The sequence below is a fragment of the Pedococcus bigeumensis genome, from assembly GCF_039531795.1.
GTDB lineage: Bacteria > Actinomycetota > Actinomycetes > Actinomycetales > Dermatophilaceae > Pedococcus > Pedococcus bigeumensis.
The window spans coordinates 436726-448453 of sequence record NZ_BAAAQS010000005.1; the positions used below are offsets into that span (position 1 = coordinate 436726).

An 11728-nucleotide genomic window follows, 5' to 3' on the forward strand; every position below is an offset into this window, starting at 1 on the left:
GGTGTCACGTATGCCGCCTGCCCTCGACGCCACCGAGCTCGCCTACCGCTGGTCCGGCCCCGCGGACCCGAGCGCCCCCACCATCGTGCTCCTGCACGGCCTGGGCGACTCCGGGGACTGCTGGCCGGACGCCGTGCGTCGTTGGTCGCCGGACTACCGCCTGATCGGCGTCGACCTGCTCGGCCACGGCCGCTCCCCCCGGTTCACCCCCGAACAGCTGGCCTCCCCCGACCCGATGGAGGCGATGTATGCCGCGGCCGAGGCCACCGTCGCGCGCGTCGCTGCCGCGCACGGTGGGCGGGTGCTGGCGGTGGGCCACTCGATGGGCGGCGGGCTGGCCGGGGCGCTGGCCGCGCGCCGGCCCGACCTGGTGGCGGCCGTGGTGCTGGAGGACCCGGCGTGGCGGGACGCGGCCGAGCGGGTGCAGCCCCGGGGCGTCGTCCACGAACGGGTCGCGGAGTGCCGGGCCTTCGCCGACGACCCCGCCGGGCAGTTGGAGAAGGGGCGGGCCGACAACCCGACCTGGCCCGACGTCGAGCTCGCGCCGTGGGTCGAGTCCAAGGCCCAGGTCGACCTGGCCTTCCTCGACCTCGGCATCGCCAACCTGCTCGAGCCGTGGGACGACATCGTCGCCTCGATCGCAGCGCCGGCGCTGGTGCTCCTCGCCGAGCGCGGTGGCCCGGTGAGCCCGGCGGTCCGCGCCAGCGCAGCAGGGATCGCGAACCCGCTGGTCGACATCCGGGTGGTCGAGGGCGCAGGCCACTGCGTGCGCCGCGACCGCGCCGAGGCGTTCCACGCCCTCGTCGACCCGTGGCTGGCCGGCCACGCCTGACGCGGCTCAGGAGACCTGGGACGCCACGACGCGCTCGGTGTCCGCGTAGAGCCGCTCCGCCTCGTCGCGGTCGGCCCCGATCGCCGTCACGCCGAGCCGGCCGTCGACGCGCAGGCCGCTGAGCAGGTGGAGGACGACCCCCGTGCGCCGACCGGGGTCGAACTCGAGACCGGCTGCGGCCACCGCGTCGATGACCCGCCGGGGCGTCAGCGACATCCATGAGGGATCCAGCAAGCCGTCGGACGAGCGGTAGCACCGGGTGCCACTCCGGTCCTCGAGGTCGTAGCGGCCCGTCGCGGCGTCGTAGCTGCCCGGCACCAGATGGCGCAGGGCGGAGAACGGATGGGTCGTGCCGCCCTTGCGCAGGTTGACCTCGAGCGCGCGCACGTCCCACCGTCCATGCCGCCGCACGGCCAGGAAGTCCACGCCGAGGCGGCCCCGAGCCCCGCGGTCGGCCAGCCACCGACCGACGGCAGCGGCGTGCTCCCCCAGCCGCCCGGCATACTCCGGGTCGGCGGGGAAGCGGCACCCCGAGTACACCTGACCGTTCTCGCCCCCGAGGATCTGCTCGTGGGTCGACAGCACGGACACCGAGCCGTCGGGCCGGATGTCGACCTGCGCGCTGGGACTGTGCACCAAGCCGCCGGTCAACAGCTCCTCCACCACCGCACCCGCGCCGAGGTCGGTGACGTACCAAGCCGGCAACGACCCGCGCAGGCTCGCCACGATGTCGTCCTGCCGGACCCGCCGTCCCGACGCGTCACGCACGACGACCACGACGTTGCCGTCGCCGGCGCCGCTGTTGTCGTGCTTGACCACCACCGCATGGAGCCGTGGACGTTCTCGCCGGATGCGGGCCACCGCCTCGCCGACGCCGGCGACGTCGCGGACGTCCTCGATTCCCACGGGGATCGGGACGCCGACCTCCCGGAAGAGCCGTCGACCGGCGCTCTTGAAGCACAGCGGCCACACGGCGGGGTCCGTGCCGTTGAGGGGGACCCCCAGCGCGCGCGACACCTCGACTTCGGTGTCGGTGACGTTCCACGGCTCGATGAACGCGAGCCGTCCCTCGGTCAGCCTCCGCACGTGGTCCAGGAGGTCCGGGCGGTCGAGGAGCTTGGCAGACACCGACCGGGGTGACGGGTCGTCGACGGTGACGACGTGGAGGCGGTCGAGCAGGCCACCAGGACGTGCCGGCGAAGCCAGCCGGTCGTAGTAGTCGAGCACCTCCGGCTCAGGCGTCTGGCAGGTGACGAAGACGATCTGGCACCCCGGCACCCTCGGGAGCATGAGGGTGCCGAGCAGGTAGCGGTGCTCGTAGGCGCCGATCCGGGTCGCATAGTGGGCCAGCAGGCTGTCGGCCAGGCTGAAGGACGGCAGGATCACCACGACGTGCGGTGTCGTCGACCCGACGTGGTTGACGCGCACGGCGTCGGCCAGCCCGGCCTGCCGTTCCGCGTCGATGACCACACCGCCTCCCGACTGCTGCGCTGCCCCGAGCATCAGGGCGGGCGGCCAAGGGGCGGAACCAGCGTTTTCCGTAGTGGCAGGGCGACCGCCGACCCGCTCAGAGCAGGCGAAGGACCTCGTCGAGCTCCGTCGCGTCGTACCAGAGCAGGTCCTCCATCCCCTGGTCACCCGCCTCCTCGTCGACGTGGAACGACACCACCTGCCGGAGCGCCACGGGGCTCCCGACGGTGACTGCGGCGAGCGACTCACGGCTGCCGTCCGACGAGACCGAGCCGGGGTCGACGTCCGCCGCGGCGACGACCCGCTTGGCGACCGTGTTTCCTTGGAGCAGCGCGGCCGCCTCCGCGGCCTCGGTGAGCGCGGCGTACTCCCACTCCTCCTCGAGGCCGGTCGGGTCGGCGCGTTCGACCCGGTCGGTGACGCCGAAGGCGGCGACCGGCGCCGGACCGATCTCCCGGTCGGCGGCCAGCCGGCGCACGGCGTCGGGTAGCAGGGGAATGTAGATCCTGGTCTGGGTCATCCCACGTCCTCGCTGAGTCGTCCGACATCGTCGAAAGCCGAGCGGTCGGGTAGGGGGGCAGGGTCGTGCAGGGCTGTGGCGGACGTGCGCAGGGAGGTGGCGATGACGGCCGGCCGCCGGGAGACGTCCATGAGGTTGGAGCCGAACGCCTCGAGGTCCTCCTCGCCGGGGCCGAGCACGGTCACGTCGGCACCGTCGTCGTGGACCTTGGCGAGCTCCCGCAGCACCCGCAGGGTCACGCGGTTGCGCCACTGCCGCTCCACGCGGGTGCGCCAGTGGCGGGGCGCGTCGCGGACGAAGCTCACCTGGGGGGCGAGCACGTAGACCTCGTCGAGGCCCCGGCCGACCATCAGGTCGAGGTTGGTCGACGACCAGGCGCCGCCGTCGATGTAACGGTGGTCACCGATGCGCACCGGCTGGTACCAACCGGGGATCGCGCACGAGGCCATCACCGCAGCCGGGAGGTCGACGACCGGAGCGCCCTCGCGACCGAAGGCCACCCGCTCCCCCGTGTCGTAGTCGAGGGCCACGACGGTGACCCCTCCACGGGACGGCCACCCGTGGGGGACGACGTGGCCGACCATGGCGCCGACTGCTTCGATGCTGCCGCGACCCTCCGGCAGGATCGCTGACAGCACAGCCGTCGGGGGCAGGTGACGCAGGTGGAGCGCGTTGCGCCGCAACAGCTCTCGCGATCCGAGCCCGACCTTGGGGAGTCCCGGTCGGTCACCACCGGTGTCCTTCTCGTAGTCCCAGGCGTAGCCGGCCAACGGGCCGACGTCGATGGCCCCTTCGAGCTGGTGGGTGAGGAGGTCGGCGACCGGGACGCCGGCCCCGAGCAGGCCGGCCAGCACCGAGCCGGCCGACGTGCCCACGAACTCGTCGAACTCGCGCACGTCCACCCCGAGCTCGGCCTCGAGCGCCGTGAGCGCACCGACCATCCACGCGGCGCCGAGCACCCCGCCGCCGCCGAGCACGAGCCCCCGCCGCGGGCCACGACCCGAGGCCGCCGTCCGGGCTGCCCGAGCCGGAGTCATCGCGCCTTGGACCGGTGGCTGTCCAGCAGCTCACCGAGCGAATCGACGATGCTCTGGCCGAGGACGTCGATGTCGGGCATCGAGTCACGGTCGGCGTTGAGGCCGTAGTAGACGCCACCGTCGTAGGACGTCAGCCCGATCGACAGGGCCTGCCCCTTGGCCAGCGGCATCACGGGGTAGGTGGACAGCATCCGCGCGTCACCGGCATACAAGGTGTGCTGGGGGCCGGGCACGTTGGTGATGACCACGTTGAACAGCCGTCGTGACACCGCGCTCCCGAGGCGGGCTCCCAGGGAGTGGAGGGTCGGCGGCGCGAACCCCGCTAGTCCGGCAAGGGATTCCGCACCGACTGCCTGTCCGCCCTCCATCTGCTGGCGCATGGCGAACGCGATCTGGTGCAGCCGCATCGACGGGCCGGGCTCGCCGACGGGCAGGTCGACGAAGCAGGCGGTCAGCCGGCTGCCGACGTGGCGCGCGTCCTCGTCGTAGACGCTGACGGGCACCATCGCCCGCACCGTCGTCCCGGAGTGGACGGACTCGCCACGGGTCAGCAGCCAGGTGCGGAAGGCACCGGAGATCGTCGCGAGCACCACGTCGTTGATCGAGACGTCGTCGGCGTAGTTGCCCCGGGCGAGCCGGCTGCGGACCTTGCGGTAGTCCTCGAGGTCGGTGCCGATCATGACGTAGCGGCGGGCCTCACCCACCGGCGCGTTGAGCGGTGAGTGCGGAGCCGGTCGCGCCGCCGTGCGGGCCAGCGTCGACACGACATCGCCTGCAGCAGTAAGGGCGCGGGTGCCCACGGCCTTGACGTCGACCATGCCGCCGCGGATGTTCTCGACGACCTCGCTGGGCCGCCGGACGGCGTCGACGAGCGCGCCGGTGAGCAGCTCGATGTCGCTCGGCTCACGGGAGGGCCGCCAGGTGTCGGTGACCAGGCCCTCGGCGGCCGGGTCTCCGTCGACGATGACGTGGGCGATGTCGACGGCGTGGATGCCGTCGACCAGCGCCTGGTGGGACTTCGTCACGATCGCGAAGCGTCCTTCGGCCAGGCCCTCGACGAGGTAGACCTCCCAAAGGGGGCGGTGCCGGTCGAGGGCGCGCGGCTGGATCCGGGCGACGAACTCCTGGAGCTGCTCGTCGGTGCCGGGACGCGGGAGGGCCGAGCGGCGCACGTGGTAGGTCACGTCGAAGTTCTCGTCGTCGACCCAGACGGGGTTCGCGAGGCGGCCGGGGATCTGCCGGATCCGCTGCCGGTAGCGGGGCACGAACGCGATCCGCGTGGAGATCAGCTGGACCAGCCGGTCGTAGTCGAACCCGTCGCTCGGGGGGTCGAACACCATGACCGAACCGACGTGCATCGGCGTCGTCGCCTCTTCGAGGTAGAGGAACGACGCGTCGAGGGAGCTCAGGCGGTCAGGCACCCGCTCATCGTGTCAGAAAGCGCTGTCTAGACTCGGGTTCGTGACGAAGATGACGCTGCGAGCGCCACGGGGGTATGCCGTCGGGCTGGCCCTGGCCCTGCCGCTCACCCTCGGCCTCGCCGCGTGCGGGAGCTCCGGTGACGACGCCGGGACGGGCAGCTCGACCTCCCCCTCGACCACTCCCTCCGCGACCTCCTCGAGCAGCTCCAGCGCCTCCAGCTCGTCCGGCTCGTCCAGCAGCTCGAGCGCGGCCGGCCGCACCATCGACATCACGGTCACGGGCTCGAAGGTGACCCCCGCCCCGGCCACGGTCGACCTCGCGGTCGGCGAGAAGCTGACCCTCACCGTGACCAGCGACCACGCCGACCAGCTCCACATCCACGGGTTCGAGGTCGAGGAGGACCTGGTCGCGGGGACCCCGACGACCGTCACCGTCACCGGCGACCAGCCCGGCGTCTACGAGGTGGAGACCCACCACCCGGAGCTGCGGCTGATGAAGATCGCGGTCCGGTGACGCCCGGCAGCTTCGGCGCCCACCCCGCAGCCGCGGCCCTGCCCGCGCTGGTGCCCGCCCACGGCGTGGGGTCGCGCGAAGACCTCCCGCTGCCCTTCTCGCTGTTGCTCGTCGGAGCGGGGCTGGCCCTGGTGGTCTCGTTCGTGGCCCTGGGCTTGCTCTGGAAGCAGCCCCGGCTCGACGCCAGGGACGGTCGCCTGCTGCCGATGCCCGTCGCGCTCGGCCTCGACAGCGCCGCCGTCCGCGGGCTCTTCGTCATCCTGTCGCTCGCCATCACGGCGTGGACCCTGCTGGCCCTGGTCTTCGGCAAGGACGACGCGAACAACCCCGTGCCCTTCGTCGTCTACGTGTGGCTCTGGGTCGGCCTGGCCTTCCTGTCGATGGTCTTCGGCGGCCTCTGGAGGCTCCTCAACCCGGTGCGCTGGATCAGGGCCGGCATCCTGCGGGCGGCCCGCATCGAGGACGACTTCGCCCTCCTGGACTACCGGCTCGGCTACTGGCCGGCCGCGACGGGTCTGCTCGCCTTCGCGTGGCTCGAGCTGATCGCCCCCGACAACGCGGACCAGCCGGTGCTGCGCATCGCCGTGCTCGGCTACCTCATCGTGAGCATCGTCCTGTCCCTTACCTTCGGCACGCCGTACCTGCGCCGTGGCGACCCCTTCGCCGCGTGGTCGTCGCTCTACGGCACGCTCAGCCCGCTCGGCCGACGGGACGACGGGCGGTGGGTGCTGCGGACCCCCTTGCACGGGCCGCTCCAGCTCGCGGCGGCACCCGGGCTGCTCGCCGTCACCTCGGTGATGCTCGGCACCACGGCCTACGACGGCTTCTCCGGCGAGACCCGCTGGTACACCTTCGTCCAGTCCTCCAGCCTCCCAGCCCGCGTCTGGGAGACCGCAGCCCTGGTCGCGTTCAGCCTCGTCGTGGCCGCGTCCCTGTATGCCGCGGCCGTGCTGTCCGCACGCCTCGCCGGCGTCAGCGTGCGCGGCATCGCCACGGCGTTCGCACCCTCGTTGATCCCGATCGCCGCGGGCTACCTCGTCGCGCACTACTGGTCGCTGTGGGTGTGGGAGGGCACCCACGGCCTGGCCAGGATGAGCGACCCGTTGGGGACGGGGGCCAACTGGCTGGGCACCGCCGGGCTCTCGCCCTCGGCGGCCCTCATCGCCCCCGGACTGGTGGCCGGCATCCAGGTGACGGCCATCATCACCGGTCACGTCCTCGGCGTCGTCGCCGCCCACGAGCGCGCGATCACGCTCTTCCCCCGTCGAGCGGCCGTGCTCGGCCAAGTGCCCCTGCTCGTGCTGATGGTCGGCTACACCGTGGGTGGGCTGACCCTGCTGTTCAGCTCCTGAGGCGGCGACGGCGCTCGGGCCTCGGCGCGGCATACGCGTCGGCGAGCGAGCTGATCGCCCGGCGCAGCCCGGACTGCGGCGCGAGCTCGGCCAGCGTCGTCCCGGCGAACAGCGCCGCGTCGGTGGTCGACTGGTCCAGGGGCAGGAAGGCGAGGTCGTCCATCCCCGCGAAGCGGGCGAGCGCCTCGGCGATCCGGTGCTCGGGTCGAGGGCCCACCGACGTGCCACGGACCCGGTTGACCACCACGCGGGCCGTGGGCGACGGCACCGACCCGAGGTCCTGGACCGCCCGCACCAGGCGCTGCAACCCGATGGGGTCGGCGGTCCCCACCACCACCAGCTCGTCCGCCTCCTCCAGGGCGGTGAGGGTGGCGGCGTTGCGACGCGGGGCGAGGGTGTCGTAGGACAGCTCCTCGTCGTCCTCGATCGCGAACCCGCAGTCCACGACCACGAACCGCGCCAGCCCCCGCGCGGTGGCCAGGACGTGCGCCACCGACGGTGCGCGCAGCTCGGTCCAGCGGGCCGCGCGCGGCAGGCCGGTCAGCACCCGGAGCCCCGGGCTCACCTCTGGCGCCACCCGCGCCAGGCCGGCGAGGTCGAGCCCACCCTGGTCGGCGGCGCGGGCCGCCGCCGCGACCCCCGGCGCCTCGTCGAGGAGCCCGAGGGCCTGGGCGATGGACGCGCCGTAGGTGTCGAGGTCGACCAGGAGGGTCGGCTCGCGCAGGGCGAGCTCGGCGGCCAGGTTGACCGCGACCGTCGTGCGACCCGGCGCGCCGGTCGGCCCCCACACCGCGATGACCGCCGCCCGGGTCGGCGGCACCGAGCCCGGGTCGAGGTCATCGGCGTCTCCGGCGTCGCGGCCCGGGTCGAGCTGTCCGAGGTGGATCGCCTCGAGCGCGTCGAGGGCGTCGTCGATCTCGTGACTGGCCAGGTCGGCGCGCAGCACGACCTCCAGGCCGAGCTGGCGCAGCCGGCGCTCACCGGGCTCGTCACCCGGACCGACGACACCGGCCGCCTCGACCCCGTGGCTGGCCAGCTCGTGCAGGGCCGGACGGTCCAGCGCGCGCAGGTCGGCCGAGACCAGGGCGATCTCCCCGTGGCCGGCGGCAGCCGCGGCCAGCAGGTCGGCGAGATCGGCGCACCGTCGCGCCACGGTGTAGCCGGCCGTCGCCTCGACCGCCGCGACCAGCTCCGACTCCCACGACGCGTCGAGGGCGGCGATCACCTGACGGGTCACTGCTCCACCCGCAGGGCCGACCCGGCCACCGGCACCACCGTCACCCGCGCCCCGAGGTCGACCGCGGCGATGATCTCCTTGATGCGTGGCGTCGGCGCCATGACCTGCACCGCCCGGTCGCCGGCCGAGCCGCCCAACCCACCCGAGCTGCGCGGCAGGCTCGACACGGAAACGGCCTCGAGGGTGAGCTCCGGACCGATGAACCGAGCCGCCGAGCTGCCGCCGTCGGCCGGGTCGACCCGGTTGACGTAGACGTCGACCGTGGAGCCCACCTCGAGGGCGGCCGCGGACCCCGCGCCGACGGTGAGGACCAGGGGCTGGACCCCCACCTCGCTGCGGTCTCCGACCGCCGCGGCGGGGACGAGCTCGCCGGCAGGCACCGGCCGCAGCACGAAGCGGCCCGGGGCCAGCCCCACGGTCGCCGAGAGGTAGGCGGGGAGCTCCGGCCCCAGCTGGACGTCGACCCGGCTGAGGTCGTCGTCGGTGAGCCGCTGGCCCGGCACCAACGGCCCCCGTGCGGCATACACGGCGGTCCGGTCGTCGACGTGCGCCACGACGAACGCGCCGAGGACGACCGAGGACAGCACCAGCAACACGCCCACCAGCAGGCGCGTATCGCGCCAGCCCGGGCGCTGGAGCCGGACCGCCTTGGGCACGGCGAGGTCGGTCATGGCGATGTCCCCCTTCATCCCGATCCACCCGGGTCGGTCAGGTCCCGCCCGGCCCGGGTGCTTGGTTCGTGCGCCCGGAGCGGTCATGATGACGCACTCCGCAGGGCCACCACCCGCTCAGTCCACAGGTCCGCGGGTCATCCACAAGGTCGGGAGGCCAACTCCCCCAAACGGCTATGGATGCCAGAATTCCCTCAACGAACAGACGCAGCCACAAGAACATGGTAAAAATTCGGTCAAGGGAAGGTCTGCTCCCAGTCAAGGCGACTGGCGGAAGAAGAGGGGAAGAACGTGGCAAAGCGCTTCATTCAGCTTTCCGAGGTCTCGGAAGTTCTCGACATCTCGTCAGCACAGGCATACGCACTGGTCCGGTCCGGCGAGCTGCCCGCGATCAAGGTCGGCGGACGCGGACAGTGGCGGGTCGAGGTCGCCGAGCTCGAGGGGTACATCCAGCGGATGTACAGCGAGACCAAGACCTTCGTCGCCGCCCACCCGTTCGGCCAGGGTCAGGACTGACTCGCGGCGCCCGGCCGGTCAGGCCGGGCGCACCAGCACCACCGCGGAGAACGGCACGAGGCGACGCCCGGTGACGTTCTCCGCCCTGCGGGCCAGGTCCGGGGCGTGCTCGCTCAGCTCGAGCACGTCGCGACCCACCGCATCGATCGTGCCGCTCAACACCACCCCGTCGAGGTCCGTCACGAGCACGGTGGCGCGGTCTCGGCTCAGTCCTCGCAGGGCGTAGCCGAGGCCGAATCGCCGCCCGCTGCTCGCACCGTCGACGCGCAGGGACGGCCCCGCCACCCCGGTGACGGCGGGAAACGGCACGAGGGCCGGACCGCGGGCCTCCGTCGCCAGCAGCAGCCAGCCGTCGCCCACCTCGAGGACCCGCCCCGACAGCGGACCGACCGCGTGCACCGTCAGCGCCACTCGCGCCCCGAGGGCCGCCGCCAGCCGTTCGTGCAGCCCCACCAGGGCCCGTTCACGCCTCGTGCGGTCGGCCACCTCGCCGTCCAGCTCGCGACGCTTCTCCGCATCCCACTGCGCCCCCAGGTCTGAGAAGAGGTCGTCCCAACGCATCTGCCCTGCCTCCCGATCCGTCCGCCTCCGTGTGTCGGATCCGTCTCGGCGGGTCAGACGGACGGACCGAAACCTTGCCACAACCGCAGCACGTTGTTACCTTCCAACCGAAGCAAACACATGCACATGCAATCAAACGACACGGTTGCAAACGGCCACAGGGGGTGTGGATGGTGCTCAACGAGTCGCAGGGCCGTCGGCGCAGGATCGGTCCGAGCCTGAGACCGGCAGCCGCGATCGGTGCGCTGGTCGGGCTGGAGCTGGGGGCCCTGATCGCCGCGAGGAACACGTGGCGGGTGGTGCGGGCCCCCGGACCGGCCGCGCTCGACGAGGCGGTGGTCCTGGTCGTCCTGGTCGTCGGCGCCCTGCTCGGGGCGTGGCTCGTGGTCGGCACCACCGTCGCCTGCGCGGCCCACCTCCCCGGCCGGTTCGGCGACCGGGCCCGGCGCTGGTCACTGGCTCTCGCGCCGGCCGTGACGAGGCGGGTCGCAGCGATCCTGGTGGGGGCGGCCCTCGGCACCACCGGGGCGCCGGGCGCCGCGGTTGCTGCGGACGCCGCGCAGGGAGTGGTGGCCGTGAGTGTCGCGTCGGTCGAGTCGGCGGGAGGTCACCGCGCTGCCCCGGCACGCGTGCCCGGGTTCGCGCTGACCGTCCCGACGCCTGCGCCCTCGCCCGGCTGGACCCCGGCGCGCCCGGCGCACACACCCGCGCCGGTGGCGCGCCTGGTGACCGGCGTGAGCGCACCGCAGCCGAGCGAGGTCGTCGTCCACCGGGGCGACTCGCTGTGGGGCATCGTGCGTCGCGAGCTCGGTCCCGGTGCCACCGACACCGAGGTCGCCGCGGCCTGGCCGCACTGGTACGCGGCCAACCGCGACGTCATCGGTCCCGACCCCGACGTCCTGCTGCCGGGTCAGGTGCTGCGGGCGCCCGATGGCGGCAGGCTGCACGGCCAGCCGACCGGAGGCCGGCGGTGAGCGCGTCCGGAGCCGCGCCCACCGGCCCACCGACAGGTGCACCAGTCGCAGGTCGGCTCACCCCGCTGCGGATCGTGCCGGCCCCTCGCACCCGGCCACCCGTGCTGAGCGAGCTCGAGTCGTGGGTGCCCGACGACAGCGGGCCGGCCCGCTACGTCCAGGACGCGCTGGCCGTCGACTTCGACGCGATGACCGACGAACAGCTCTTCGGCGAACGCCCGACCCGGCGCGACCACCTCCCCGACCCCCGACCGTGGGCCGGCCACATCGCCCAGGGACTCGTCGAGGTGATGGCCGGAGCGCGTCCCGCGCCCCAGGTGCTCCGCTGGACCACCCCCGAGGTGTATGCCGCGGTCGCGCGCCGCGCGGCGGTCTCCGCCCGGCGTGGGGCGGGGTCGACGCGGCGGACGGTGGTGCGTGGCGTCCGGGTGTGCGAGCCCGCCGACGGGGTCGCCGAGGCCAGCGCCGTCGTCGTCGACGGTGGGCGGGTCCGCGCGCTGGCCTTCCGGCTGGTGGGCCTCGACGGCCGTTGGCGGGTCGAAGCCCTCCAGATCGGCTGACCCACGCCCCTACGACTTCTGGCCACCCGCGCGGCGGGTCCGACCCGGGAGGGGCGGGCACGC

13 protein-coding genes are annotated in these 11728 nt (G+C 73.4%); 6 read left to right on the plus strand and 7 right to left on the minus strand.

The features are described 5' to 3' along the window. The first annotated feature begins 10 nt into the window (after window positions 1-10). Window positions 11-832, plus strand: a complete 822-nt coding sequence (locus ABD262_RS17735; RefSeq protein ID WP_344139055.1) for an alpha/beta fold hydrolase — start codon at window positions 11-13, stop codon at window positions 830-832. A gap of 6 nt (window positions 833-838) precedes the next feature. On the opposite strand, the gene ABD262_RS17740 is transcribed toward ABD262_RS17735, so the two are convergent. The 4 genes from ABD262_RS17740 to ABD262_RS17755 all read right to left on the minus strand — a co-directional run bounded on the left by ABD262_RS17740 (window position 839) and on the right by ABD262_RS17755 (window position 5280). After that, window positions 839-2302: a peptide ligase PGM1-related protein gene (locus ABD262_RS17740; protein WP_344139057.1), complete on the minus strand. Its 1464-nt coding sequence runs from the start codon at window positions 2300-2302 to the stop codon at window positions 839-841. A 97-nt stretch (window positions 2303-2399) separates the two neighbouring features. Then, complete coding sequence (locus tag ABD262_RS17745) at window positions 2400-2822, minus strand: DUF6912 family protein (RefSeq protein ID WP_344139059.1); 423 nt, start codon at window positions 2820-2822, stop codon at window positions 2400-2402. Further along, the gene (locus ABD262_RS17750) at window positions 2819-3859 is read right to left on the minus strand and encodes a patatin-like phospholipase family protein (RefSeq protein WP_344139061.1); all 1041 of its coding nucleotides are present in this window, start codon (window positions 3857-3859) and stop codon (window positions 2819-2821) included. The genes ABD262_RS17745 and ABD262_RS17750 overlap by 4 nt, the downstream gene beginning before the upstream one ends. Beyond that, window positions 3856-5280: a WS/DGAT/MGAT family O-acyltransferase gene (locus ABD262_RS17755; protein WP_344139063.1), complete on the minus strand. Its 1425-nt coding sequence runs from the start codon at window positions 5278-5280 to the stop codon at window positions 3856-3858. The genes ABD262_RS17750 and ABD262_RS17755 overlap by 4 nt, the downstream gene beginning before the upstream one ends. A gap of 49 nt (window positions 5281-5329) precedes the next feature. Here ABD262_RS17755 and ABD262_RS17760 point away from each other — a divergent pair, with 49 nt between their 5' ends. Together ABD262_RS17760 and ABD262_RS17765 are read left to right on the plus strand one after the other, a co-directional pair. Further along, window positions 5330-5794 carry a cupredoxin domain-containing protein gene (locus tag ABD262_RS17760; protein WP_344140039.1) on the plus strand — a complete coding sequence of 155 codons (465 nt, stop codon included), beginning with the start codon at window positions 5330-5332 and terminating at the stop codon, window positions 5792-5794. Beyond that, entirely contained in the window at window positions 5791-7146 is a 1356-nt protein-coding gene (locus ABD262_RS17765; protein ID WP_344139065.1) for a hypothetical protein, read from the plus strand. Before ABD262_RS17760 ends, ABD262_RS17765 begins: the two co-directional genes overlap by 4 nt. Here the strand turns inward: ABD262_RS17765 and ABD262_RS17770 are convergent. Together ABD262_RS17770 and ABD262_RS17775 are read right to left on the minus strand one after the other, a co-directional pair. Then, the gene (locus ABD262_RS17770; protein WP_344139067.1) at window positions 7136-8383 is read right to left on the minus strand and encodes a CpaE/TadZ family protein; all 1248 of its coding nucleotides are present in this window, start codon (window positions 8381-8383) and stop codon (window positions 7136-7138) included. The two genes, ABD262_RS17765 and ABD262_RS17770, sit on opposite strands and share 11 nt — an antisense overlap. Further along, window positions 8380-9072 carry an SAF domain-containing protein gene (locus ABD262_RS17775; RefSeq protein ID WP_344139069.1) on the minus strand — a complete coding sequence of 231 codons (693 nt, stop codon included), beginning with the start codon at window positions 9070-9072 and terminating at the stop codon, window positions 8380-8382. Before ABD262_RS17775 ends, ABD262_RS17770 begins: the two co-directional genes overlap by 4 nt. 273 nt (window positions 9073-9345) lie before the next feature. Between ABD262_RS17775 and ABD262_RS17780 the strand changes: the two genes are divergently transcribed. Then, entirely contained in the window at window positions 9346-9570 is a 225-nt protein-coding gene (locus tag ABD262_RS17780) for a helix-turn-helix domain-containing protein (RefSeq protein WP_056922813.1), read from the plus strand. Window positions 9571-9588: 18 nt separating this feature from the next. Here ABD262_RS17780 and ABD262_RS17785 read toward each other — a convergent pair whose 3' ends face one another. Beyond that, complete coding sequence (locus ABD262_RS17785) at window positions 9589-10131, minus strand: hypothetical protein (protein WP_344139074.1); 543 nt, start codon at window positions 10129-10131, stop codon at window positions 9589-9591. A gap of 170 nt (window positions 10132-10301) precedes the next feature. On the opposite strand from ABD262_RS17785, the gene ABD262_RS17790 reads away from it, so the two are divergent. Both ABD262_RS17790 and ABD262_RS17795 read left to right on the plus strand, forming a co-directional pair. Next, window positions 10302-11105 carry a LysM peptidoglycan-binding domain-containing protein gene (locus tag ABD262_RS17790; RefSeq protein ID WP_344139076.1) on the plus strand — a complete coding sequence of 268 codons (804 nt, stop codon included), beginning with the start codon at window positions 10302-10304 and terminating at the stop codon, window positions 11103-11105. Between the two features lie 74 nt (window positions 11106-11179). Then, on the plus strand, window positions 11180-11665 hold the full coding sequence (locus tag ABD262_RS17795; protein WP_344139078.1) for an Rv3235 family protein: 486 nt from the start codon (window positions 11180-11182) through the stop codon (window positions 11663-11665). The last annotated feature ends 63 nt before the right edge of the window (window positions 11666-11728 follow it).